Annotated in this window: 23 protein-coding genes and 3 tRNA genes; 12 read left to right on the plus strand and 14 right to left on the minus strand. The window is 38.1% G+C overall.

Going from position 1 to position 26,379, the window contains the following annotated elements; all coding sequences use genetic code 11:
* Positions 1–44: 44 nt before the first annotated feature.
* The 7 genes from O1Q81_RS03835 to O1Q81_RS03865 all read right to left on the minus strand — a co-directional run bounded on the left by O1Q81_RS03835 (position 45) and on the right by O1Q81_RS03865 (position 6,886).
* On the minus strand, positions 45–1,334 hold the full coding sequence (locus tag O1Q81_RS03835; RefSeq protein WP_386695837.1) for an NRAMP family divalent metal transporter: 1,290 nt from the start codon (positions 1,332–1,334) through the stop codon (positions 45–47).
* A gap of 183 nt (positions 1,335–1,517) precedes the next feature.
* The gene (gene mglC, locus O1Q81_RS03840; RefSeq protein ID WP_386689611.1) at positions 1,518–2,525 is read right to left on the minus strand and encodes a galactose/methyl galactoside ABC transporter permease MglC; all 1,008 of its coding nucleotides are present in this window, start codon (positions 2,523–2,525) and stop codon (positions 1,518–1,520) included.
* A gap of 24 nt (positions 2,526–2,549) precedes the next feature.
* Positions 2,550–4,052 carry a galactose/methyl galactoside ABC transporter ATP-binding protein MglA gene (gene mglA, locus O1Q81_RS03845; protein ID WP_386698318.1) on the minus strand — a complete coding sequence of 501 codons (1,503 nt, stop codon included), beginning with the start codon at positions 4,050–4,052 and terminating at the stop codon, positions 2,550–2,552.
* 96 nt (positions 4,053–4,148) lie between these two features.
* Complete coding sequence (mglB, locus tag O1Q81_RS03850) at positions 4,149–5,141, minus strand: galactose/glucose ABC transporter substrate-binding protein MglB (RefSeq protein WP_386698320.1); 993 nt, start codon at positions 5,139–5,141, stop codon at positions 4,149–4,151.
* Between the two features lie 206 nt (positions 5,142–5,347).
* A complete protein-coding gene (locus tag O1Q81_RS03855; RefSeq protein ID WP_386689617.1) occupies positions 5,348–5,632 on the minus strand; it encodes a type II toxin-antitoxin system RelE/ParE family toxin in 285 nt (94 codons plus the stop codon).
* Complete coding sequence (locus tag O1Q81_RS03860) at positions 5,622–5,795, minus strand: hypothetical protein (protein ID WP_386689619.1); 174 nt, start codon at positions 5,793–5,795, stop codon at positions 5,622–5,624. Before O1Q81_RS03860 ends, O1Q81_RS03855 begins: the two co-directional genes overlap by 11 nt.
* Before the next feature lie 83 nt (positions 5,796–5,878).
* Positions 5,879–6,886: a substrate-binding domain-containing protein gene (locus tag O1Q81_RS03865; RefSeq protein WP_386689621.1), complete on the minus strand. Its 1,008-nt coding sequence runs from the start codon at positions 6,884–6,886 to the stop codon at positions 5,879–5,881.
* A gap of 192 nt (positions 6,887–7,078) precedes the next feature.
* Between O1Q81_RS03865 and galT the strand changes: the two genes are divergently transcribed.
* The 7 genes from galT (at position 7,079) to O1Q81_RS03900 (ending at position 13,763) form a co-directional block, all read left to right on the plus strand.
* Positions 7,079–8,128 carry a galactose-1-phosphate uridylyltransferase gene (galT, locus tag O1Q81_RS03870; RefSeq protein WP_386698322.1) on the plus strand — a complete coding sequence of 350 codons (1,050 nt, stop codon included), beginning with the start codon at positions 7,079–7,081 and terminating at the stop codon, positions 8,126–8,128.
* 1 nt (position 8,129) lies between these two features.
* A complete protein-coding gene (gene galK / locus O1Q81_RS03875; RefSeq protein ID WP_386698324.1) occupies positions 8,130–9,290 on the plus strand; it encodes a galactokinase in 1,161 nt (386 codons plus the stop codon).
* Positions 9,281–10,342 carry a galactose-1-epimerase gene (gene galM / locus O1Q81_RS03880; protein ID WP_386698326.1) on the plus strand — a complete coding sequence of 354 codons (1,062 nt, stop codon included), beginning with the start codon at positions 9,281–9,283 and terminating at the stop codon, positions 10,340–10,342. The genes galK and galM overlap by 10 nt, the downstream gene beginning before the upstream one ends.
* A 2-nt stretch (positions 10,343–10,344) precedes the next feature.
* A complete protein-coding gene (locus tag O1Q81_RS03885; protein ID WP_386698327.1) occupies positions 10,345–11,553 on the plus strand; it encodes an NAD(P)/FAD-dependent oxidoreductase in 1,209 nt (402 codons plus the stop codon).
* Between the two features lie 71 nt (positions 11,554–11,624).
* Positions 11,625–11,945 (plus strand): hypothetical protein, encoded by a 321-nt coding sequence (locus tag O1Q81_RS03890; RefSeq protein WP_386698328.1) that lies wholly within the window; start codon positions 11,625–11,627, stop codon positions 11,943–11,945.
* Positions 11,942–12,661 carry a Fic/DOC family protein gene (locus O1Q81_RS03895; RefSeq protein WP_386698330.1) on the plus strand — a complete coding sequence of 240 codons (720 nt, stop codon included), beginning with the start codon at positions 11,942–11,944 and terminating at the stop codon, positions 12,659–12,661. The genes O1Q81_RS03890 and O1Q81_RS03895 overlap by 4 nt, the downstream gene beginning before the upstream one ends.
* Before the next feature lie 13 nt (positions 12,662–12,674).
* Complete coding sequence (locus tag O1Q81_RS03900; protein ID WP_386698332.1) at positions 12,675–13,763, plus strand: 5-methyltetrahydropteroyltriglutamate--homocysteine S-methyltransferase; 1,089 nt, start codon at positions 12,675–12,677, stop codon at positions 13,761–13,763.
* 94 nt (positions 13,764–13,857) lie between these two features.
* Here the strand turns inward: O1Q81_RS03900 and O1Q81_RS03905 are convergent, their stop codons facing one another.
* Positions 13,858–14,238 carry a type II toxin-antitoxin system VapC family toxin gene (locus O1Q81_RS03905; RefSeq protein WP_386689635.1) on the minus strand — a complete coding sequence of 127 codons (381 nt, stop codon included), beginning with the start codon at positions 14,236–14,238 and terminating at the stop codon, positions 13,858–13,860.
* The gene (locus O1Q81_RS03910; protein ID WP_386698334.1) at positions 14,238–14,471 is read right to left on the minus strand and encodes an antitoxin; all 234 of its coding nucleotides are present in this window, start codon (positions 14,469–14,471) and stop codon (positions 14,238–14,240) included. Before O1Q81_RS03910 ends, O1Q81_RS03905 begins: the two co-directional genes overlap by 1 nt.
* A 382-nt stretch (positions 14,472–14,853) precedes the next feature.
* Here O1Q81_RS03910 and O1Q81_RS03915 point away from each other — a divergent pair, with 382 nt between their 5' ends.
* From O1Q81_RS03915 to dnaE, 4 genes are read left to right on the plus strand one after another with little or no spacing between them, the layout of a single operon-like run.
* On the plus strand, positions 14,854–16,029 hold the full coding sequence (locus O1Q81_RS03915; RefSeq protein WP_386698336.1) for a DNA cytosine methyltransferase: 1,176 nt from the start codon (positions 14,854–14,856) through the stop codon (positions 16,027–16,029).
* Positions 16,022–17,374 (plus strand): Eco57I restriction-modification methylase domain-containing protein, encoded by a 1,353-nt coding sequence (locus O1Q81_RS03920; protein WP_386698338.1) that lies wholly within the window; start codon positions 16,022–16,024, stop codon positions 17,372–17,374. Before O1Q81_RS03915 ends, O1Q81_RS03920 begins: the two co-directional genes overlap by 8 nt.
* Position 17,375: 1 nt before the next feature.
* The gene (locus O1Q81_RS03925; protein ID WP_386698340.1) at positions 17,376–18,644 is read left to right on the plus strand and encodes a hypothetical protein; all 1,269 of its coding nucleotides are present in this window, start codon (positions 17,376–17,378) and stop codon (positions 18,642–18,644) included.
* A 34-nt stretch (positions 18,645–18,678) separates the two neighbouring features.
* The gene (gene dnaE, locus O1Q81_RS03930; RefSeq protein ID WP_386689652.1) at positions 18,679–22,167 is read left to right on the plus strand and encodes a DNA polymerase III subunit alpha; all 3,489 of its coding nucleotides are present in this window, start codon (positions 18,679–18,681) and stop codon (positions 22,165–22,167) included.
* Between the two features lie 13 nt (positions 22,168–22,180).
* Here the strand turns inward: dnaE and brnQ are convergent, their stop codons facing one another.
* From brnQ to O1Q81_RS03955, 5 genes are all read right to left on the minus strand, one after another.
* On the minus strand, positions 22,181–23,470 hold the full coding sequence (gene brnQ / locus O1Q81_RS03935; protein WP_386689655.1) for a branched-chain amino acid transport system II carrier protein: 1,290 nt from the start codon (positions 23,468–23,470) through the stop codon (positions 22,181–22,183).
* Positions 23,471–23,506: 36 nt separating this feature from the next.
* The gene (locus tag O1Q81_RS03940) at positions 23,507–24,295 is read right to left on the minus strand and encodes a glycosyltransferase family 32 protein (protein ID WP_386689657.1); all 789 of its coding nucleotides are present in this window, start codon (positions 24,293–24,295) and stop codon (positions 23,507–23,509) included.
* Between the two features lie 105 nt (positions 24,296–24,400).
* Positions 24,401–24,476, minus strand: a tRNA-Val gene (locus O1Q81_RS03945).
* 46 nt (positions 24,477–24,522) lie between these two features.
* Positions 24,523–24,598 (minus strand) — tRNA-Val (locus O1Q81_RS03950).
* A gap of 67 nt (positions 24,599–24,665) precedes the next feature.
* A tRNA-Val gene (locus O1Q81_RS03955) sits at positions 24,666–24,741 on the minus strand.
* A 182-nt stretch (positions 24,742–24,923) separates the two neighbouring features.
* Here O1Q81_RS03955 and gltX point away from each other — a divergent pair.
* Entirely contained in the window at positions 24,924–26,372 is a 1,449-nt protein-coding gene (gene gltX / locus O1Q81_RS03960) for a glutamate--tRNA ligase (protein WP_386698341.1), read from the plus strand.
* Positions 26,373–26,379: the final 7 nt, after the last annotated feature.

Below are 26,379 nucleotides of genomic sequence, written 5' to 3' on the forward strand. Positions count from 1 at the left end.
AAAACATTGATAAATTCCACCGCACTTTTTATTATCTAATTACCCTAGCTAAATAAACCAGATTGGTTGGCAATAAAGAGTAAGGTAAAGCCCGTTAAGTAAATTAATCCGATGATAGATAACCAGAACAGTCCACCTCTGACTTTATGTTGCCCTTTTAATACTAAGGAAAGATTTAAATAGGCAAACACTGGGGTGGATACAAAAGAGGCAATCATGGCAAATTTTAACATTGGACCGACTGCGTTGTTAAAATAGAAAATAACCGCTAATCCTGAAAGGGCAGCCAAAAAGATCGCCGTATTTAAAATACTTGGGCGACTTTCTTTTTTACCTAAAATAAGACGGAAACTTTCCACATTGGCACGAGAATAGCCGTCAAGCACGGTAAGTGTGGTACCGAGCATACACATAAATGCAATAAAGGCAATTAAGCCTCTTGCCCATTCACCAATGGTGGAAGCATACATATTGATTAATTGTGCAATATATTTTCCGCTGACCATTTCCACGGTGTCACCTGCACCAAATTGTACTAATGCACCTAAGGCTAAGAACACAAGGGCTAAAATAGCGGTGCCAATATAACCCACATTAAAATCAAAAATACCATCTTGATAAGACACTTTAGTAAAACGGCGTTTTGCCACTACCCACATGGAGTTTACGGCAGAGATTTCAATCGGTGCGGGCATCCACCCCATTAATGCCACAATAAAGCCTAATGCGGTTAAGCTCCATGGATTCGGGGAAACATAATCTTGCGGTGCGACACCTTGAATACCATTACGCATAAAAGCAATCACGACAGCGGCAACTGTGGTGACGGTGAGGGCAATCATAATCAGTTTGGACAAACCATCTAAGATACGATATTTACCCAATAATAAAATTGCCGTACAGCCTCCGATAACAAGAAGGCTTAAAGTGGGGAGCGGTACTGGAAATGGCAATACGAAAGTTAAAATCGCAGCACATAATAGACCAACACCAGCGGTATTAATAATGGTCGCAAATACATTAAGTAAGAAGAATACCCATAAATAGAGTTTTCCTTTTTCTAAATAACCCTCTAATAAGGAATTTCCCGAGTCTAAGGTATATTGGGCACCAAAGCGGAAAAAGGGATATTTAAATAGGTTAGCCAGAATAACGATAATGGCTAATTGCCAGCCATAAATCGCTCCTGCTTGGGTTGATGCGACAATATGTGAACCACCAACAGCAGCGGATGCGAGCAGAATACCTGGTCCTAAGGCATTGAGTTTACTTTTCAAGGTGGATTTTTCAGCTTCTGGTTGAGAAGCCTTTTCGTTCATTTTATTTTCAGACATATTTTGTTTCCTTTGGTTATTTTTTATGGTTTAAGGGCTAAAATATAGCATAAAATGATGAATTGTCATTATTGTTTTATTAAAAACAACATAATTAACTTGGATATTGAGAGTTATTAGATAAAAAACCGAGCGTAAACTCGGTTTTTTTGTGTGAATTATTGAAGTGCGGTGTTTTTTTCGCTATTTTTTCTTTGCATATTTTAAACTATCAATCGCCACCGCTAAAATAATAATCGAACCTTTGATAATGTATTGCCAGTAAGGATTGACCCCGATATAGGTTAAACCGTAGTTAATGACAGTAAAGATTAATACCCCCGTCACCACACCGATAATAGTACCCACACCACCAGCGAATGACACACCACCGACTACGCACGCCGCGATAGCGTCCATTTCATACATAAAACCAAGGTTGTTAGTGGCAGAACCGATACGACCTGCTTCAAGCATACCGCCGAAAGCGTAGAATGCACCTGCAAGGGTATAGATCACTAATAAATTTGTCACCACATTGACCCCTGATACTTTGGCTGCTTCTGGGTTGCCACCAATCGCAAAGATGTTTTTACCAAAACGGGTTTTATTCCAAAGTGTCCACATAATAATCGTGGCAACAATGGCATAAATCGTAATATAAGAGAGCTTAAACGAACCAAGTCGGAAAAAGCCTTGAGCGAAGTCAGAGAAACTTTCCGTAAAGCCTGCAATCGGTGAGGAACCGACCGCATCATAATAGAGCGAGTTGATCCCATAGACGATAATCATGGTACCCATGGTGGCAATAAATGGCGTTACATTTAATACCGCAATCACGAAACCGTTCAACAAACCAATTAATGCACCGATGGCACAAACCAGCAAAACAACCGCAATAATGGGCATTTCAGGTAAATCAGGGAAGACCCGATTAAGATTGTCCATGCCTTGTAGCATGGTGGCAGAAACCACCGCCGCTAAACCCACTTGACGACCAGCGGATAAGTCAGTCCCTTGCACTACCAACAAGCCAGCAATACCCAGTGCAATAATTAACCGTACAGAGGATTGGGTTAAAATGTTACTGAAATTTCGCAACGTCAAGAAAGTCGGATCCTGTGCAATAATCACTAAAAGCAAAATTAATAATACAAAGTAAATGGCATTTTGTTTAAAAAAATCCCACGTTTTATTGTCTTTGATAACCATAACAATCTTCCTTTATTACATCTGTTATAAATATTTCGCCGCAAGTTGTAAAATTTCTTGTTGCGACGTTTTAGTTGTTTCTACAATACCTGCCACTTTGCCATTACTCATCACCAAAATACGGTCAGTCACCCCTAGCAATTCTGGCATTTCAGAGGAAATCATAATGATGCCTTTGTCTTTTTGAGCAAGTTGCATAATGAGTTGATAAATTTCGTATTTTGCTCCCACATCAATACCACGAGTGGGTTCATCAAGCATTAAAATTTCAGGTTGAGTGAGTAACCAACGACCAATAACCACCTTTTGTTGATTACCGCCAGAAAGTGAACCAATATTGGTTTTGTGCGATGGGGTTTTCACATTCATGGCATCAATCACCCATTGGGTATCACTGCTCATTTTCTTATTGCTTAATAAGCCCCATTTGCTGATATAGGATTTCATATTAGAAATCAAAGAGTTGAACTCAATACTCAGGTTAGCATAAATCCCTGTAGAACGGCGTTCTTCGGTAACGAGGGCAAAACCATTGTTAATCGCATCAAGTGCGGTGCGATTTTGCATAATTTTTCCATGCAGTTTCACCGTACCGCTTTTTTTCTCACGTACGCCGAAAATGGTTTCTACAATATCCGTCCGTTTTGCCCCGACTAAGCCTGCTACGCCAAGAATTTCGCCTTTACGCAATTCAAAACTGACATCTTGAATGGAGGGTTGATTTTTGGCAGTTAAATGTTCTACTTGCAAAATCACTTCTTTTGGCTGATTGGTTTTTGGTGGAAAGCGTTGGGTTAATTCACGCCCAACCATCATCGCCACCACCCCGTCCATAGTGGCCCCTTTAACGGGTATGGTATTAATCCATTTGCCGTCACGTAAAACCGTAATTTCATCACAAATCTTGAAAATTTCGTCCATTTTGTGCGAAATATAAATAATGCCACAACCACGATCTTTTAATTTTTGGATAATTTTAAACAGGTGATCCACTTCTTTTTCAGAAAGGGAAGAAGTTGGTTCGTCCATAATCACGATTTTGGCATTGTAAGAGAACGCTTTAGCAATTTCGATCATCTGCATTTGTGAAACCGATAAATTTGCTACCTTTTCTTTCGGATCAATATCAATATCGAGTTCATCAAAAATTTCTTTGGTATCTTTATACATTTTGGCGTGATCGACAAAAATACCTTTTAACGGATAACGCCCTAGCCATAGGTTATCCATAACGCTACGTTGACGCACTAAATTTAATTCTTGATGTACCATCGAAATCCCATTTTCAAGGGCTTCTTTCGAGGTTTTGAAATTTACAGGTTTGCCTAAGAATAGAATTTCACCCTCATCTTTGGCATAGATACCGAATAAACATTTCAATAGGGTAGATTTCCCCGCTCCATTTTCCCCCATTAAAGCATGGACAGAGTGGGATTTAACCGTCAGATTAGCACCGTCTAACGCCTTTACCCCAGGGAAAGATTTACTAACATTGGTCATCGTGAGTAGCACTTCTTGTGTCGCCATATCTCACCTCACATTAAATCATTAAAGGAATAACAGGGCTTGTGAAAAGTTCACATGGATTGCTATCACAAGCCCTCAATATAAGACAATAAAGAATTATTTTAAGAATTTATCTAGGTTGTCTTTGTCAACGCCGACATAAGGAATACGTACGACACGGTTTTCAAGTTTGAAATCAGCCCCTTCAGTTGGTGCTTTGCCTTTCGCAAGGTTATCCGCTAATTGCACTAATACTTTGGCTTGATTGACACCATCGTTTAACACAGTTCCTGCCACTTCACCTTTTTTGATTAATTGCAACACTTCTGGTAAAGCATCAACCCCAAATACAGGTAATTTTTTACCATGTGCTTTCACCGCTTCTAACGCACCCATTGCCATACCGTCATTGTTAGAAATGATCACTTCAATTTCATTTGATTTGCCACTTGAAAGCCACGCATCGGTTTTATCTTTCGCCAGTGCTGCATCCCACATACCTGTATCAATGAATAATTGTTCGGTTTGAATACCTTGTTTGTTTAATTGCTCTACCACATATTTAGTACGAGCTTCCGCATCAGGGTGTCCTGGTTCCCCTTTCAATAATACATATTGAATTTTGCCGTCTTTATTCAAGTCAAGAGCAGGATTGGCTTTCCATTGTTTGGCAATCAAATCTGCTTGAATTTCGCCTGATTCTTTCGGATCAGTACCCACATAGTAAGCGTTATCATAGCTACCAATCGCTTGTGGACCAGGGTCTTTGTTAAAGAAGATCACAGGAATATCTTCCCCTTTAGCTTTTTTGATAATCGTTGGTGCAGCAGAAGGGTCAACAAGGTTAATGGCTAACACTTTGACACCTTTAGAAATTAATACATCAACTTGGTCGTTTTGAATGGATTGAGCATTTTGTGAGTCATTCATTAACAACTCAACATCTTTGAGTGGTTGTGCATTTTTGGTAATTTCTTGACGCATTAATGCCATGAAATTATCGTCATATTTGTAAATAGTTACACCAATACGATCCGCCGCTTGTGCAGCACTGGTAGCTAATCCTAAGCCGATAGATAAGGCGACAGTACTTAATACAGTTTTTTTCATAATAATGTCCTCGTTAGATAACTAAATGATAAGATTACTCAAAAGAAATGCCACAACATTGAGTAATTATTCATAAGATACAACGTTTTTAAATCAAATACTGTGATCTCTCTCACAATATTGAAAAAAAGTGTAAGCGGTTACAAGAAGATTTTTAGAGGGAAGATTTGTTTTATGCAAAAAGACGCATCTGTTAGGATAAATTCTTAATGAAAATTTTGTTTAGCGGATTTAAAATCAAAAATATACACGTTTTCTTCATCTAGGGTAAATCTGATGATATATTTACCGTCAAAGACGGGAATTTTTTTGTTTCGTTGACGTTTATAAATATCAGCACAATAAGATAATTTTTCTACATCATTTTTGATTGCAATGTAAAATCGTTTAGCAATAATCTCATTCTGAGATTGACTTAAAATATAGTTTACTTGTTTTAATAAACGTTCTTCAGCTGCTTCAAGCCAAACAACGTTATAATCAATCTTCATTGATGTTTAAAGCCTTTCTCAAGTTTTCCATTACTTCGGTGTGTGGTTTAGTTTTCACTAAACCATTTTTGATTTTGTACAGTACATCTAATTCTTCTTCAGAGTAAAGGATACTTTCTTGTTTAGGGACTGTATAGAGATTAGAAGCTAAAGTGGTTTCCATAATTCCTCCGATCAATTAGTTGAGATTGAGTGTATCTCTTTTTTGCTTTTTTTTCTATTCTTTTTTGCTTGAATTTGAAACGACTATGCTGCTACCGAACAACTATCCGTCGAAAATCGCCGAACCACAGTCGGGTTAAACTGGGTATGAATAGGCGTTTCTATTTGTTCATTGACTAAACTTAAAGCTAATTTTGCCGCATAATTTGCCATTAAATCAATGGGGTAGCGAATGGTGGAAAGTTTTGGCACCAAATGGCGAGAAATTGGCATATCATCAAAGCCAATTAGTGAAAATTGGCGTGGCACATTGATATTATTTTCGGTTAACACCGATAACGCCCCAGCTGCCATACTGTCATTGTAAGCGACCACAGCGGTTAAATCTGCATGATAACTGAGTAAATCCACCATAGCGGCCTCACCGCCCTCAAAATCAGGGCTATTTTGCACACAAGCATCTTCAATGGCAGGCAAATTGTACTGAGCAAGTGCGGTTAAAAATCCTTGTTTTCTTTCTACTTCGTCATTAATTTGATGATTTGAACCGATATAACCAATTTTTTTATGCCCCAATTTGATTAGCATTTCTGTTGCCAGAAAGGTGCCACGTTGATTGTCTAAACTAACACAACGATGCTCATAGCCAGCAATGCTACGGTTAATAATCACCATACCCGCCACTTGATCCAAATAATTAATTAATTCCTGATCGGTCAATGCTTTAGAATGTACCACAAGACAGCTACAACGCTTACGTAGCAAGGTTTCAATGGCATTACGTTCTTTTTCAGCATGATGATAACCGATACCGATTAAAATGGTTTTACCGTATTCATAGGCAACTTGATCCACCGCTTTGACTAAAATCGCAAAAAACGGATCGGTTACGTCAGTGACGACCACACCAATGGTATCAGTATTTTGTAAAGCCAACGCCTGAGCATTGGCATTGGGTGAATATCCCAAATTTTGCACCGCACTTTCTACCGCAAGGCGAGCAGTTTCACTGCAAGAGGCGTTATTTAACACTCGAGAAACCGTAGCGACAGATACGCCAGCTTGTTTTGCAACATCACGAATAGTGATCATGACTTCTCCTGTTATTTAACAAAATAAATAATGAAATCGTTACCAACTAATTTTTACCATTTCAACCAAAAAAACAACAAATTTTGCAAAATTTTTGCAAAAATATGATCTGGGTCACAGTTTATTTCAAAAAATCTGCTATCTTATACATCATTATTTGTAACCGTTTTCATTTTATCGAAGGAAAATTGTATGAGTATTATCTTTGATCCTACCGAACACCCACATCGCCGTTACAATCCACTCACCGATCAATGGGTACTCGTTTCACCGCACCGTGCTAAACGTCCGTGGCAAGGGCAACAGGAAAAAGTTAATGAAGAACAAAAGCCAAGACATGATCCAAATTGTTATCTCTGTCCACGCAATAAACGCATTACAGGGGAACTCAATCCAGATTATCAGCAGCCTTATGTGTTTAAAAATGATTTTTCGGCATTGCTAGAAGATACGCCTGCCCCTGAAAAATCCACCGATCCGCTATTTCAATCGGCTCAAGCTCAAGGCGAAAGTCGGGTGATTTGTTTTTCGCCTGATCATAGTAAAACCCTGCCATTATTAAGCGTGGCAGAAATTAGCCAAGTGATTAAGGTTTGGCAACAACAACTTAGCGAGTTAGGGCAAAAATATCAATGGGTACAAATTTTCGAAAATAAAGGGGCGGCTATGGGCTGTTCTAACCCACACCCACATGGTCAAATTTGGGCAAATAGCTTTTTGCCGAACGAAGTCGCTCGAGAAGATCAAACTCAATGCCGTTATTTTGTCGAACATCATTCGCCAATGTTATTAGACTATGCTCAACGTGAATTACAATTAAAGGAACGCATTGTGGTGGAAACCGAACATTGGTTAGCCGTGGTGCCGTATTGGGCGGTATGGCCTTTTGAAACCCTATTAATGCCGAAAAAAGCACAAATTAAACGCTTAACGGAATTAAGCTCTGAACAGGCGGAAGATTTAGCCTTAGTCTTAAAAAAACTAACCACCAGATACGATAATCTATTTAACACGTCATTTCCTTATTCAATGGGTTTTCATGCTGCACCATTTAACGATGAACCAAACGATCACTGGCAATTACATGCCCATTTTTATCCGCCATTGTTACGTTCTGCCACAGTGCGAAAATTTATGGTGGGCTATGAAATGTTAGGCGAAAGCCAACGGGATTTAACCGCCGAACAAGCCGCCACAAGATTACGTGAATTAAGCGAAGTACATTATAAAGAAGGAAAATAACATGACCCCTTTACAACAAGCTAAACAATTATTTGAGCAAAAATTTCACCTCACTTCCGAATTAAATGTGTATGCTCCGGGGCGAGTGAACATTATCGGCGAACATACCGATTACAATGATGGCTTTGTGATGCCTTGTGCGATTAATTATGGTACGGCAGTGAGTGGAGCAAAACGAGATGATCATATTTTTAATGTTTATGCCGCCGATTTAGAGGATACCGATCAATTTTCATTAACCACCGAAATTACCCCAGTGGCTAACAAAAAATGGACGGGTTATGTGCGTGGGGTGGTGAAGTTTATTCAGCAACATTGCCCTGATTTCAAGCAAGGGGCTGATTTAGTCATCACGGGTAATGTGCCGTTATCTGCGGGGCTAAGTTCTTCTGCTGCATTAGAAGTGGCTGTTGGAAAGTTCTGTCAGCAGCTTGGTGATTTACCTTTAACCAATACCCAAATTGCGTTAATCGGACAAATGGCAGAAAACAAATTTGTCGGGGCAAATTGTGGCAATATGGATCAGCTTATTTCAGCCTTAGGCGAACAAGATCATTTACTGATGATCGATTGCCGTAGCCTTGCAACCATTTCTGTGCCTGTGCCAGAAAATATTGCGGTGATGATCGTGAATTCCCATGTGAAACATGATTTAGTCACGGGTGAATACAATACTCGCCGTCAGCAATGTGAACGAGCCGCCGAATTTTTCGGGGTGAAAGCCTTGCGAGATGTGTCGATTGAACAGTTTAAACAACGAGAAGCGGAACTCACCGCCTTTGATCAAGATACGGCAAAACGTGCCAGACATATTGTCACCGAAAATCAACGTGTGCTAGATGCGGTGCAAGCCTTAAATCAAGGGGATATTTCAACCTTAGGCAAATTAATGGTACAATCTCACGATTCCATGCGTGATGATTTTGAGATCACTACGCCTGAAATTGATTATTTAGTCGAATTAGCTCAAGTTGCTGTGGGTAACAGCGGAGGGGCGAGAATGACAGGTGGTGGTTTTGGTGGTTGTATTGTAGTAGTGGCTCCCGTGGAAAAAGTGGATGCTGTACGTCAACTGATTGCCGATAATTATCAAAAACAAACGGGTATTAAAGAAGATTTTTATGTGTGTACCGCATCACAAGGAGTAAACGTATGTGCGTAACGGTTCAAACCACAAATGTGGTTGCTCTCGATAATCAAGCATTACAATTAGTAACGCTAACCAATCAGCAGGGAATGCAAGTGCAATTTATTGACTGGGGAGCAACTTGGGTGTCTTGTATCGTGCCAGTAGGAAACGAAAAACGTGAAGTGTTATTGGGTTGTCAATTAGCAGATTATGCTAAACAAGGTGTTTATTTAGGGGCAACCATCGGGCGTTATGCCAACCGAATTGCCAATAGTCAATTTGAATATCAAGGTAAAACCATCAAATTAACCGCTAATCAAAATGAACACCAGTTACATGGTGGTTTAATTGGCTTTGATAAACAACGTTGGAAAATCGAGCAAACAGGCGAAAAGTGCGGTGAAAATTTTGTGATTTTTTCATTAATTTCATCTGACGGTGAGCAAGGTTTTTTAGGCAAAGTCAAGGTGCAAACCATTTATCGCTTAACTGAAAATAATGCTTTACTGGTTGAATTTAAAGCAGTTTCAGATAGAGATACACCGTTAAGTTTAACCAATCATGCTTATTTTAATTTGAATAACGCTGAAAATGGTAGTGATATTCGTGAGCATTTTTTACAACTAAATGCTGAACAATTTTTACCTGTCGATAGCCAAGGTATTCCCAATGCTCCCTTAAAATCCGTCCAAAATAGCAGCTTTGATTTTCGCCAAGCAAAAGCTATTAAACAGGATTTTTTACAAGCTGAACAACAGCTCACCAAAGGTTATGACCACGCTTTTCTGTTAGATCAACAACGAGAAAAAACCTGTGCTATTTTAACTGCACCTGATCGATCTTTAAGTTTAACCGTTAGCACTAATCAACCTGCATTACAGGTTTACACAGGCAATTATCTCCAAGGCACGCCGACTCGTTCTGGTAGTGAATATACTGATTACACGGGAATTGCTCTTGAAACCCAAGCCTTACCAGATACCCCAAATCACCCAGAATGGTGGCAATATGGCGGAATGCTGAAAGCGGGGGAAGAATATCAGCGGTGGACAAGGTTCCAGTTTGGGTATAAGAGTCAAAAATAGTTATGAATAACCACCACCAAACCATCATCATCGGAGCAGGTGCCGCTGGTTTGTTTTGTGCCAGTTTAATCGGAAAGTGCGGTCAAAATGTGATGATTTTAGACAGCGGTAAAAAAATTGGTCGCAAGATTTTGATGTCAGGGGGTGGTTTTTGTAATTTTACTAATTTAGACATTCACCCGAGCCATTATCTTTCGCAAAATCCTCATTTTGTAAAATCTGCTTTGGCAAGATTTACCCAATGGGATTTTATTGCTTTAGTAGTGGAACGTGGCATTGCCTATCACGAAAAAGCCGATGGACAGCTTTTTTGCGACAATTCGGCACAAGATATTGTGGATTTACTCGAAGATCGTTGCAAAAAGGCGAAAGTGAATATCCAGTTACGCCAGCAAATTGATAGCGTAGAACCCATAGAAAATGATCCGAACGTTCGCTTTAACGTGCGAGCTAACGGTATTGATTGGACGTGCCAAAATTTAGTGATTGCCACAGGTGGGCTTTCCATGCCTGCCTTAGGGGCATCGCCTTTTGGTTATAAAATTGCTGAACAATTCAGAATTTCAATCATTCCGCCAAGAGCCAGCCTTGTACCCTTTACTTATTTAGAAAATGACAAAATTTTCACCGCACTTTCGGGTATTTCGCTTGATGTGAATGTGAGTGTTGGCAATCAAGCGTTTCGGGGCGATATGCTATTTACTCACCGTGGACTGTCAGGACCTGCTATTTTGCAGATTTCCAATTATTGGCAACCGAATGCAAGCATCAGGATTGATTTACTACCAAACCAGTCTATTGTTGATTTTATTACGGAACTCAAAGCAACTTCGCCAAATATGCTGTTAAAAACAGCCTTAAGTCAGCTATTGCCTAAGCGATTAATCGATTTATGGATTGAATATCAACGCTTGGCTATCGGCAATAAAGCCCTTGCCCAACTCAGCAAAGTCGATTTTAACGTATTGAGCGAATTAATCCATCAATGGCAATTTCAACCCAATGGCACAGAGGGTTATCGTACGGCAGAAGTAACGTTAGGTGGGGTGGACACACAATTTATTTCATCTAAAACCATGCAAGCAAATCATGTGCAAGGGCTGTATTTTATCGGCGAAGTGTTGGACGTAACAGGCTGGCTCGGCGGTTATAATTTCCAATGGGCATGGAGTTCGGCTTATGCTTGTGCCTGTGCGATTGCGGAAAGTTAGTCGTGTGATTTATGTGGATTTAAGGTATAATATTTGAAACTTAAACGGTCATTAAACAGTAAGGATTACAGATGAAATATTATGAATTAAACAAAAATAGTCCGTATTATTCTTATATGCAAAATACCAGTGTTGAGAATAGTTTGACTGCTGAAGAAAAAGATTATTTGTATCGTACGCAACTGGCAGGTATTTTATTTGGTATGTATGAGCAATGCCACTATTCCGAAGATGAGAAAAATTATGCCATTTATGCGATATTAAATAAGGTGGATAGTGAAACTGCATTTAATAATATGCAACGAGCAGATGGTCTATCGGAAGTTGATTTTGTCGCAGTGAATAATAAGCAAATAGAATATCATCATTTAGTTAAAACGGGAATACTATGAATGATAGCTATTTATCCTTTAAAAATATAAGTGATGATAATGAAGAACGTTTTAATCAATATTATATTCCTGGTACAAAAGTATTAAAAAATTTCCTAAATATTACGAATAGTAAAAAATTAAGTGCTTACGAACAACGGCTAGTCTTGTTAAATTATGCTAAAGCGATTAATGTCAATAAAACCTATGACTTTGAACATATTATAGCTATTCATCAGGCACTATTTGGTAATATTTACCCTTTTGCTGGTGAGCTAAGACAAGCCAATATGGGAAAAACGATTCAGGGTGAAGTGTATTATCAAGGTAATAAAAATTCAATGTTTCTTGACTACACAGAACTGCCTTATCACATTGCTCATTTCAATCATTATATCAAATCAAAAAATTATCTTTCGGGCATTAAAGATAAACTGGTTTTTGCTAAAGAGTTGTGTGATATTTATTTGTTTATTAATGATATTCATGCTTTTAGAGAGGGGAATGGCAGAACGCAAAATGAGTTTATACGTCAGTTGGCAGAAAAGAATGGATTTATTCTCAATGTGGAAAATGCAATGAATAAATTTAAACAACAGGGGATAAATTATTACCAATGGTTTTATCATTATCAGCTAAATAATCAAAAAGATGAAATATTACATAATTTATTTCTAGATCATATAAAAACACTTGATGAATATAAACAAATAATGAAACTAAATTTATTACCATGAAAAAGGACAGATTATGACAAACAAAACATTACCATTGCACGCCGATACCGTGGGATCTTATTTACGTTCAGATGCGTGGAAACAAGCTCACGCTGATTTTAAAGCGGGTAAAATTTCTCTTGAACAGCGTGATGAAATCGTTGAACAGGAAGTAAAAAAATTAGTGCAAGCTCAATTAGATGCAGGGATTCAAGTGGTCACGGACGGTGAATATCACCGTTCTTGGTGGCATATTGATTTCTTAGAAAATCTAAATGGCATTGAAGGCTATGTGCCAGAAAAAGCCTATGCGTTTAAAGGGGTAGCGGTGCGACCTTATAATACTCGCTGTTGTGGAAAAGTGTCTTGGAATGTCAATCACCCATTCTTAGCCCATTTCAAAAAATTTAATGCCATTGTGGGCGGTCGTGCCGTGGCAAAATTTACGATTCCGAGTCCGAACCAATTAATGTATCCCATTCAATGGGATCACGGCATTTATGCGACCCGTGAGGAATTTGCCAAAGACGTGCAACAAGCCTATAAAGATGCGATTCAAGCCTTTTATGATGCAGGTTGCCGTTATTTACAAATTGATGATGTGTATTGGGGATCGTTGTGTAATAACCATGATCAACCGAGTTTTGCAGCAGATAAAGCCCAAGCGGTCGCTAATATTCAAGCTATTCTTGCCGATAAACCAGCGGATATGACGATTACTACGCACGTTTGCCGTGGCAACTATAAATCCTCTTATTTATTAACAGGGGCGTACGATCCGATAGCCGATGGTTTATTTGCTCAAACCAATTATGACGGTTATTTTTTAGAATATGATGATGAACGTTCAGGCGGTTTTGAACCGTTAAAACACTTCGCAGGTAATAAAGGGCGTGTGGTGTTAGGCTTGATTAGTTCAAAATTCCCAGAGCTAGAAGATAAAGCTCAAATCAAAGCTCGCATTGCGGAAGCCGCAAAATATGTGCCCTTGGAGCAACTTTGCTTAAGCCCACAATGTGGTTTTGCATCCACTGAAGAAGGTAACGTGATGACCGAAGCACAGCAATGGGCGAAAGTGCGACATGTAGAAGAGATTGCGAGAGAGGTTTGGGGGGAGGATTAGTTCTTCGATCTGCTTTTCTTGAAAATACAAAAAATAGCCTATTTATTAGGCTATTTTATTTCACCCTAAGAAAAATGGAGATGGAATACGGCTTTTAATTCATGGTTACCCAATTTTCTAATTTCACATTAAAATGTTCAAAATCTTGGGTATTATTACTAACCAAAACGACATCAAGGCTTTTGGCATGAGCAGCAATCAACGTGTCAAATTTGGGTTTATGTGGATAATCTTTAAGAATTTGAGCAAAACATACTGCGGCTTTTTCATCAAAATCGACCACTGGTACTAAAGCTCGTAACTTATCAAAAACAGATTTGGGTTGATATACATCGCAACCACGCAACAGTTCTGCCCACGTGATACTACTAATCCCGACATCGCCCACCTTACAAGCAGTAAATTTATCAATAACTGACTGGGGTTGATGTTTGAGCAAATAAATGCAGATATTGGTATCAAGTAAAAATTTCATTACCAATTTCGCTCCGTTTCATCTAATTCAATGCGTTCAAATTCACCCATTTGTTTCCCAATTTGAGCAAAAATTTCAGGTACAGCAGATAAATTTTCTATGGGTCGTATTGTGATAACACCGTTGTGTTTGGTTAAAATTAACGGCGTATTGTCGGGATAAGCGAAGTCTTTGGGTAAACGAATCGCTTGGCTATTACCAGCAACAAAAGGCTTTGTTTGGATAGTCGGCATAATTTATTCCTTAATAATTATTCAAGAATGTAATTACATAAAGTGATTACATTATAATCCCTGTTGCATAGGTTTTTCAAGCGGTGCAAAAATTTTTACTAAAATTAGAGCTAAATAGATCGCTTTACTTTGCCCGATATGCTTTGTGCATTGCCATAATCACTTCACGTACGGATTTTTTTTGTTCTTGCGGAAGATTGAGAAAAAGGCGGAATAAATAAGCTTAATCATAGTTTGAGATAGCTTGACTTGAGTTGGTTTTATTCTCTTTCTTTTTATAACACTGAAAACTTGATTTTATAATATTTAAGTCTTTAAAGTATCGGTGGGGTTTGTTATAATTTTTTCTCCTTTTCCGCACTTCAATGATAGAGATAAACCCATGACAAAGGACAATAAACTAACCTACATCAGTCTGTTTTCATCTGCGGGAGTGGGTTGTTATGGCTTTAAACTCAATCAATTTGAATGTATTGCTACCAATGAAATCATCGCACGCCGTTTAAGTATTCAAAAACTCAATCACAAATGCCAATATGAAACAGGCTATATTTGTGGTGACATTATCCAAGCTAAAACCAAACAACAAATTTACACTGAAATTCAACGTTGGCATGAATTAGGCAATGATCGTGTAGATGTACTTGTGGCTACTCCTCCTTGTCAAGGCATGAGTGTGGCTAATCATAAAAAAGCCGATGATGAAATCAAACGCAATAGCTTAGTGGTAGAAAGCATTGATTTAATTAAAACTATTCAACCACGCTTTTTTGTTTTAGAAAATGTGCAAGCCTTTTTAAAAACAGGTTGTGTTAATCAACAAGGCGAAGTTGTGGCGATTGGCGATTTAATTGTTAATGAATTAGGCTTAAATTATCGTATTGCACACAAAATTATTAACTTTAAAAATCACGGAGCTAATTCATCTCGCACGAGAACTTTGGTTATAGGTGTAAGTAAAGAATTGGACATTGACCCTGAACATTTATTCCCCAAAGCAGAAAACGAAAAAACATTATTTGAACTCATCGGCAAAATGAAATCCTTAGATTGGGGCGAATATGATGCTGATGATTTTTATCATAGTTTTAGAATTTACCCTGAACATATGCGAGCGTGGATAAAAGACATAAAACAAGGGCAAAGTGCTTTTGATAATGCGGACTTACACAAACAACCGCATAAAATCGTAAACGGCAAAATCGTATTAAACCATTCTAAAAATGGTGATAAATACACACGCCAATATTACGACAAAGTCGCCCCTTGTATTCATACACGCAACGATCAATTAGCCAGCCAAAATACCGTTCACCCTATTGATGACAGGGTGTTTTCTATTCGTGAATTGATGATTTTAATGAATATTCCTGCAAGCTTTCAATGGAGCAATAATTCATTGGCAGAATTGAACGCTTTATCTTTGGATAATAAACGCAAGCATTCCAAAAAAACAGAAATGAATATTCGCCAAAGTATCGGTGAAGCTGTGCCGACCATTATTTTTGAACGCATTGCCAACAATATAAAAACACAAATAGGTATGAGTAATGACTGAAAAGGATATTTACCAACTTATTGCACAGCAACAACTCAATATTCCCAAAAACTTGCATAATTTCATCTTGAACAATTATCAAGATTTAGGCAAGCAAGATATAGCAAGAATTATTGAGCTGGCAAATGTTGAACGTGAAAACCATTCCGCTTACTATACCAACGATTTTATTATTCAACATATCGCCGATAATTTGCCTAGCTTTGATGATAAAGAAGAAATAACCATTATTGAACCGTCTGTGGGTGCTGGAAATTTTCTGCATTGCCTATTTGAAAAATACAAATACAAAAAGAAAGTTAAAATTATCGCTATTGACATCAATCACCATATTTTGGATATTTTGGGCTTTTTGTTTAACAAAGAGCGTATTCCTGCTAACTTTGAAATAGAGTTTGTGTGTGATGATTTTATTTATTTTTATCCTAATCAAAACATAGACTTGATTATTGGCAATCCGCCATTTACTAAGCTAAATCAAAAAATATTGAGCAAGTACAAGCAATGTTATTCATTTAGCAAGGATTTAAAAAATTTAGCTGGCTTATTTTTAGAAAAAGCATTAAGCGAAGCCGAATATGTTTCGCTTATTATGCCTAAAAATATTCTCAATACGCCAGAGTATCAACAAACACGAGAGAAAATAAAACAATGCAATGTACAACATATTTTGGATTTTGGCGAGTTAGGCTTTAAAGGAGTGTTGATTGAAACCGTCAATATTTTAGTCAAAAGCACTGGCACACAAGATAAAATCAAAATTCATTCTTTACCCAAAAAAGAACTGATTTATCAATCAGCTAACTATATTTTTGATGATAACTTGCCCTATTGGGTCATTTATCGCAATACAGAATTTGACAAGGTTTTTGAGCAATTAACCTTTGATTTATTCACCGTTTTTCGTGATAGACAAATTACAAATAGTGTTACGCATTCACAAAAAAATGATGATTGCGTGCGTGTCTTAAAATCACGAAATATTGATAATACAGGCGAAAACATCGTAGATATAACCGATTATGATGCCTTTATTAACATAGATAAATTGAAAAATTTGAGTGTTTACAGTTATTTAGACCGAGATGATGTTTATTTAACCCCAAACATGACCTACAACCCACGAGTAATGCCAAAGCCCAAAGGCGTTGTTGTTAATGGTTCGGTTGCTATTTTAATTCCTAAGCAAAAAATGGTTTTAAATCATAAACAGTTAAATTATTTTGCTAGTGATGAATTTAGACAATTTTATAAAATAGCTAGAAATTATCAAACACGATCATTAAACATTGATAGTCATAGTGTTTTTTGGTTTGGCATAAATCGTGTAGAAATGGGAGCATAAAATGCGTAGTGAAAATATTGAGCAATTTTTTAGTCAATTTGATTTTGATATTAGAAAATCAAAGGACGCACGCTGGATTGACCAAAAATGCACCCATGATGTAGTAAACATTATTGCTGACTGTATTTTAGAGTTTACGCAACATGATACAAATAAATCTTTCACTGTCAAAGATATATGGCTAAGCGATTATGCGATTGAAAATGTGCAAGCCATGTTTTCAAAACCTGACCCAAGCCAACAATCACAAAATGAATATGACAAATATTTTTCACAACCGATTAAATTATTGTCATATAGCCGAATTTTGCGTGCAGAAAAAATCGGTTCACGCTATCAATATAAAATCAACAACTTAGCACTATTGGAACATATCGCCTTAAAACCAACCAACACCCTAAATTTTTTAATTAGCTATATTCAAAAAGTGCTGGCAGACAGTGGCTTAGACACAGCATTTAATCAATTTTTTCAAATCCAAAACAAAGACGCTTACGCCCAAGTTCGCAAAGTCTTTATTGACTTTACTATTGAACATACTGCAATCAATACCGAAGTTGAATGTGGGCGGATATTTACCAAAATCGTCAATCCACTAGCTTTCAAATTTAAAAAGTACGGTACAGAAAAAGGAAGAATATCTAATAAAATTATTACCATGCAAGATATTCAATATAACCGGACCAACTGGCGAGATGATTTAGCTGGCAAGGAAAAGCATATTCCACGCCAAGAGTATGCAGGCAATATTCCAGTAGAAAGCGGATACAGTGCATATTTGGTACAAAAAGCCAAAAAAGATATTAGAAACTTTAATGACCGCTTCCGCAATGGCTTATCCGAAGTATGGCAACAAACTGAACAGGGAATTAAAGCCACGCAAATGCACCATATTTTCCCACAATCGGATTTTCCAACCATTGCCGCTCATTTAGAAAATTTAATTGCACTTACCCCTAATCAACATTATGCAATGGCTCACCCTGATAATAAAACTATGTATATAGATAAAGATTTTCAATATATTTGTTTATTAGCAAAATGTGGGCATATCATGGATAATTTAACTAATCCACAAGTAAACCAGCAAATTTATGATTTTGATAGTTATACTTTTGTGTTAGATACTGGCTTAAATACAGATAAATTTAGCCAGATAGATGATTTAGATTTTGTTAGTATTGTGCTAAATATTGATTATTTTTATAGCGAGTATAGTAATGGTAAGTTTAATGGCTTGATTAAAAACAATAAACCAATATTTAAATAATTTATAATTCATAATTAGCAATAAAGGATAACCCATGTCAACCCCATGTTCTGAGCCACGTTTTGTTCATCTGCGTACCCATAGTGATTTTTCGATGATTGACGGTATTGCCAAAGTGAAGCCTTTGGTAAAAGCCTGTGTTGCTGAAAATATGGTGGCAATGGCATTGACGGATTTTGCTAATTTTTGTGGGTTGGTGAAATTTTATGGCGAGGCTTTAGGGGTGGGGATTAAGCCGATTATTGGGGCGGATGTGTTGGTGAGAAGTGAGCTTTGTGGCGATGAATACTTTGAATTAACTTTGTTGGCTAAGAACAATGATGGCTATAAAAATATTACCCTTTTATTATCAAAGGCTTATCAGCGTGGTTATGATGATTTGCCTTATATTGATCAAGCATGGTTGACCGAACATAATGACGGTGTGATTGTGCTGTCGGGTGGTCGCAAGGGTGATATTGGCTTGAAATTATTGAAAGATAATCAAGCCGATGTGGAAAGTGCGGTGAAATTTTATCAACAATTTTTCCCGAACCATTTTTATTTAAGTCTGGCTCGCACAGGGCATAATGAAGAAGAACGCTATATTCGTGCTGCATTAGATTTAGCTCGGCAATATCAGTTGCCTGTGGTTGCCGTGAATGATGTGTGCTTTTTAAAAGCAGATGATTTTGAAGCCCACGAAATTCGGGTGGCGATTCATGACGGTTATACCTTGGACGATCCGAAACGCCCAAAACTTTATACTAATCAACAATATTTCCGTTCTGAACAGGAAATGTGCGATCTGTTTGCAGATATTCCCTCTGCGTTGGAAAATACCTTACTCATTGCACAACGCTGTAATGTCACCATTCGATTAGGTGAATATTTTTTACCGCAGTTTCCAACGGGTGAGTTGAGTACGGAAGATTTTTTGGTGAAAAAAGCCAAAGAGGGATTGGAAGAACGGCTGGCATTTTTGTTTCCTGATGAAAAAGTGCGGTTAGAAAAACGTCCAAAATATGATGAACGCTTACAGGTGGAACTGGACGTAATTAACCAAATGGGTTTCCCTGGCTATTTCTTAATCGTGATGGAATTTATTCAGTGGTCTAAAGATAACGGTATTCCAGTCGGACCAGGGCGTGGTTCAGGGGCAGGATCCTTGGTGGCGTATGCGTTAAAAATCACTGATCTTGATCCACTGGCGTTTGATTTGCTGTTTGAACGTTTTTTAAATCCTGAACGGGTGTCGATGCCTGACTTTGACGTGGATTTCTGTATGGACGGGCGAGATCGGGTGATTGATCACGTGGCAGAAATGTACGGACGGGGGGCTGTGTCGCAGATTATTACCTTTGGTACTATGGCGGCAAAAGCGGTTATTCGTGATGTGGGGCGTGTGTTGGGACACCCTTACGGTTTCGTGGATCGTATTTCCAAATTAGTGCCACCCGATCCCGGTATGACTCTTGCTAAAGCCTTTGAAGCCGAACCGAAATTGCCCGAAATTTATGAGGCGGACGAGGAAGTCAAAGCCTTAATTGATATGGCTCGCAAGCTCGAGGGCGTAACCCGAAATGCAGGTAAGCACGCAGGTGGCGTGGTGATTTCACCGACCTTGATTACCGACTTTTCGCCGTTGTATTGCGACAGTGAGGGTTTGCACCCCGTCACCCATTTTGATAAAAATGATGTGGAATATGCCGGGCTGGTGAAATTCGACTTTTTAGGCTTACGCACACTGACCATTATTAAATGGGCATTGGATATGATTAATGCTCGTATGGTAAAAGAGAATAAACCGCCAGTCCGCATTGAAAGTATTCCACTTGATGATCCTGATGCGTTTAAAATTTTGTTGGCGGCGGAAACCACGGCGGTGTTCCAGTTAGAATCGCGTGGGATGAAAGATTTGATTAAACGCCTGCAACCAGACTGTTTTGAAGATATTATTGCGTTGGTGGCATTGTTCCGTCCCGGTCCGTTGGAATCAGGCATGGTGCAAAACTTTATTGACCGTAAACATGGGCGAGAAGAAGTGTCTTACCCTGATTCGCAATATCAACACGATTGCCTTAAACCGATTTTAGAACCCACTTACGGCGTTATCGTCTATCAAGAACAGGTCATGCAAATCGCACAAGCCTTGGCAGGTTATACGCTGGGTGGTGCGGACTTATTACGCCGAGCCATGGGGAAGAAAAAGCCCGAAGAAATGGCAAAACAGCGTTCGGTGTTTGAAGCTGGGGCGATTAAAAACGGCGTAGATGGCGAGTTGGCAATGAAAATTTTCGACTTGGTGGAAAAATTTGCTGGCTATGGTTTTAATAAATCGCACTCGGCAGCCTATGCGTTGGTGTCTTATCAAACCTTATGGCTAAAAGCTCATTTTCCAGCCGAGTTTATGGCGGCGGTGATGACCTCAGAAATGGATAACACCGATAAAATCGTGGGGTTGTATGATGAATGTTTACGTATGGGGTTAAAAGTTACACCGCCAGATATTAATACGGGTAAGCATCATTTTAGTGTCAATGAACAGGGTGAAATTGTTTATGGTATTGGGGCGATTAAAGGGGTAGGCGAAGCTCCGATTGATGCCTTAGTTTCAGCTCGAGAAAAAGGCGGTATTTTCAAAGATCTATTTGATTTATGTGCCAGAGTGGATCTCAAACAAGTTAATCGCCGTACCTTTGAAAGCCTGATTAAATCAGGGGCTTTTGATAAATTAGGACCTCACCGTGCGGCACTTGCCAAAAATTTAGAAGATGCACTGCAATCATCAAATCAGTTTGCCAAAGATGAAGAAATCGGGCAAGTGGATATGTTTGGTGTATTAACCGAAAGCCATGAAGACGTAGAACGTAAATATGCTAACACCCCACCTTGGACAGAAAAACAGATTTTAGATGGTGAGCGAGAAACCTTAGGACTGTATTTAACCAGCCACCCGATTAGTCGTTATTTAAAAGAACTTGGGCATTATTGTCGTCATCGTTTAAAAGATCTGGTACCAAATCAACGTGGGGCAGTGAGTACAGCTTGTGGTTTAATTATATCTTCTCGTTTTGCGGTAACGAAAAAAGGAAATCGACTCGGTATTGCCACCCTTGATGATCGTTCAGGTAAATTGGATATTACCTTATTTTCTGATACGTTAGAAAAATACGGTGAGCATTTACAACCAGATAATATTGTCATTGTATCAGGGCAAGTGAGTGAAGATGAATATACCCAAGGGCTACGAATGTCGGTGCGTGAATTAATGAGCCTTGATGAAGCTCGCAGCCGTTATGTAAAAAGTCTTGCCATTATTTTAAAACCTGAACAAATTACACCGCAGTTTGTTAAGCAATTTAAAACAGTGATCGAACCTTATAGTGGTGGCACGATCCCGATTCATATTTATTATGATAGTCCGCAGGGGAGAGCGTTGCTTAAATTAGGTGTGCAATGGCGTATTCAACCTAATGATGATTTATTAACCGCATTAGTGGAAATGCTGGGGCAAAGTTCGGTGGAATTAGAGTTTGGCTAGAAATTAATCGAAGCTATAGCTTTCTGCTTAATATAGTATCCAATATATATCCAATCACAAAACCTACAATCGCAAAAATTACCCATTCCATTGAATAAGTTTTCAATGGTAATTGTGTTGTAAAGTTAAGTTCTAAGACCGAGCAAAATGAAATAATGGCAACTAAGCCGATAGACCAGCGTTGAGCGAGTAAAGGCAGTTTTATGAAAATATTTATTGCCATTAATAAAATCACGGTGATAGCAATCGGATATAGTACTAATAACACAGGGACTGATTTACTCAGAACGGCATTTAATCCTTGGTTAGCAATAATAAAGCTAATCAGCGTGAAGAATAACGCATAAATTTTATAAGAGATTTTATGGTAAATTTCATAAAAATATTCACTGACGGATACAATTAAGCCGATAGAAGTGGTTAAACAAGCAAGGGTAACAATAATACCTAAAATAATGCGACCTAGTTCACCAAAGGTTTGCTGGGCGATATTGTTGAGTAGATAGGTTCCCATATCGAGATTTCTTGCTTGCACATAAGCTAGGGTTTGCTCACTGAGATGGGATTTACTACCAATCCAAGCTAATGAAAAATAAATAAAAGCTAATGCCGTAGCGGCAATAATCCCTGCATAGATGGTTTGTTGAGCAAGTTGTTTTTGATTGACACCTTTTGATTTAATGGCAGAGATAACGATCATTGAGAACGCCACGGATGCCAAAGCATCCATCGTTAAATAGCCCGAAACAAAACCTTTAAAAAACATCGGTTCAGTAGTGGTGGCAGGTACATAATCTATATCAGATAAGGCTAAAACTGCTTTAATAACAAGAGCAGCAATGGATATTAGTAGGGCGGGAGTTAAAATAGATCCAACACGTTCAACCATTTTGGACGGGCTTAATGCTAACCATAGGGATAAAATAAAAAAAAGTGCGGTGAAAATAAGTTGTGGAATTTGTGTTTCACCCTGTAAAAAAGGCTGTATAGCAATTTCAAATGAAGTTGCCGCCGTACGTGGAATGGCTAAAAAAGGACCAATACTAAGATAAATCGCACTCAAAAAAAGCAAGGAAAACCAAGGGTGTATCTGCTTGAGTGCTTTGTTATACCCCCCAGCATAAAATGCACTGACAATAATGCCTAATAGAGGTAATCCAACCCCTGTAACAATAAAACCTAAAGCACCAAACCAAATATGTTCACCACTTTCTAAACCTAACTTTGGGGGAAAAATTAAATTGCCAGCACCAAAAAAGATAGCAAAAAGCATAAAGCCGACAATAAAGGTGTTTTTGTTCATTACCAATCCTTAGTAAAATTTTTATTATAGATATTTTTATTTGAGTAAATTCTCATTTTTAGTGTGGTTCCATTTACCCAATTTTTTATCCATATATTGGAAATATTCATTAGAAAATGTTCCTTGAGCACAGGTAATCTTATCTCGTCTGGTGTTAACTGTTTTACCTTCTAATGCTTGATTTAGGCAAGTTGGACCCGTTAAAGAAAATACACCACCGTCAGTTCTCCGTTGTTCAATATTATCAATAATGATGTTTAAAGTATTTTTCAAAAAAGGATTACCTTTTTCACTCGCCATAAAAAAATTGGTGTATTTGTCACGGCGAGTGATTAAAACTTCGCTATCTGTTTCATCAATAATATTAGCTAAGTTCCAGACCAAATGACCATCAATATCCATATATACACCACCTTCGTTATATAGCGTAAAAATTCGCCAAAAATCGGCTTGAGCGGCACCATCTGTTAGTTTGCTATAAGCATTGAAAGTTCGTTCATCGGCGTGAGTTTTGATATATTCTTCTCGAGCTTCGGTACTCACATAACGATAATCATAATCACGAGAAAGTAAACGATTTACCAGATAATTACAATAAATGGGCAAAGCAACTTGATTGCTGTAGTTCGTTTGCCAAATAGTGCGGTTAATTTTTTGTGAATTTTTAGCATGAATTTTAGCAGGGCTAAATTCTGGAATAGTAAATCGCTTTTTAGGAAAGATAAAATGGAATGGATAGCTCAATATTTTTACAACATTGCCAGTTAAACGGAGTAAGCCATTTGTTATTACAATTAGATTTTCATTTTTCACGGGTTTATTCATTGGAAATTACCATAAAATATAACATGGGGCATACTTTATCATTTTATACAAAAATAATAAAATTATTCTCATTAACATATTGTGAATTATATTTAGCAAAGAAAGTGGTGGGCGATACCGGTCTCGAACCAGTGACCCCCTCCTTGTAAGGGAGGTGCTCTCCCAACTGAGCTAATCGCCCTACGATAACAGCTATAAAAGTCTGTTTGTAGATTGGTTTGTTTAAGTGGTGGGCGATACCGGTCTCGAACCAGTGACCCCCTCCTTGTAAGGGAGGTGCTCTCCCAACTGAGCTAATCGCCCACTTAAACAACAGGAGAACACATAAACGAAAGCAAGGTACTAATCACTATTTTAAGTAGTTGAAAAGTGGTGGGCGATACCGGTCTCGAACCAGTGACCCCCTCCTTGTAAGGGAGGTGCTCTCCCAACTGAGCTAATCGCCCTTGCTTCGCTATTTGCGTTGTGGATTGCATTATAAGTATTCTTGAATTTCAGTCAATCTATTTATGCAAAAAATGGTTTAATTGTCTTAAAAATAGCCATAAAACCAAAAATTCAGTTAAGCAAAATAAGAAAAGAAGGTACAATAGTCCGCAAATTTTATAAGAATAAGAAAGGTCAACAAATGAAGATTGAAAATTTATTTCCTTTAGATCCTAATGTAAAAGTTCGTACTCGTTTTGCACCCAGTCCAACAGGCTATTTACATGTAGGCGGGGCGAGAACAGCACTTTATTCATGGTTATATGCTAAACATAATGACGGTGAATTTGTGTTACGTATTGAAGATACCGATTTAGAACGTTCAACCCCAGAGGCAACACAAGCTATTTTAGAGGGGATGGAATGGTTAAATTTAGCTTGGGATCATGGTCCTTACTTCCAAACTAAACGTTTTGACCGTTACAATCAAGTGATTGATCAGATGTTAGAAGAGGGGACGGCTTACCGTTGTTATTGTTCAAAAGAACGTTTAGATGAATTACGTACTCAGCAAGAAAACAACAAGGAAAAAGCCAAGTATGATCGTCATTGTTTGCATGATTATAGCCATTCCCCAGATGAACCGCATGTGATTCGTTTTAAAAATCCACAAGAGGGGTCAGTGATTTTTGATGATGCGGTGCGTGGTCGTATTGAAATTAGTAATAGCGAGTTAGACGACTTGATTATTCGCCGCACAGACGGTTCACCAACTTATAATTTCTGTGTAGTAGTCGATGACTGGGATATGGGAATTACCCACGTAGTTCGTGGTGAAGATCATATTAACAATACACCACGTCAAATTAATATCTTAAAAGCCTTAAATGCCCCCGTGCCGACCTATGCTCATGTTTCCATGATTAATGGTGATGACGGTCAAAAATTGTCTAAACGTCATGGTGCGGTGAGTGTGATGCAATATCGTGATGATGGCTATTTACCCGAAGCATTAATTAACTATTTAGTGCGTTTAGGTTGGGGACATGGTGATCAAGAAATTTTTTCACGTGAAGAAATGATCGAATTATTCGATCTTCATTCGGTCAGTAAATCCGCTAGTGCTTTTAATACAGAAAAATTGCAATGGTTAAATCAGCATTATATTCGTAGTTTAGATCCTAATTATGTGGCAAAACATCTTGCATGGCACATGAAAGATCAAGGTATTCCTTATGAAAATGGCGTAGCCTTAGCCGAGCTTGTTCCTGTATTAGGTGAGCGGGCGAAAACGTTAAAAGAATTAGCCGCACAAAGTCGTTATTTTTATCAAGAATTTGACAGCTATGATGAAAAAGCAGTGGCAAAAAACTTTAAACCAGAAGCGATTGTGCCGTTAACAAAATTATTGGAAAAATTAACCGCACTTTCTATTCCAGAGAATTGGACAGTGGAAAATATCCATCAAGCAATGAATGACACGGCAACAGAATTAGACATCGGTATGGGTAAAGTGGGTATGCCATTCCGTTTAGCGGTCACTGGTTCAGGGCAGTCACCATCGATGGATATTACAGCAAAACTTGTCGGAAAAGACCGCACTTTAGCCAGAATTCAAAAAGCGATTGAATTTATTCAAAATAAAGGTTAATTTTCTA

This window comes from Lonepinella sp. MS14436 (assembly GCF_042470565.1).
Lineage (GTDB): Bacteria > Pseudomonadota > Gammaproteobacteria > Enterobacterales > Pasteurellaceae > Lonepinella.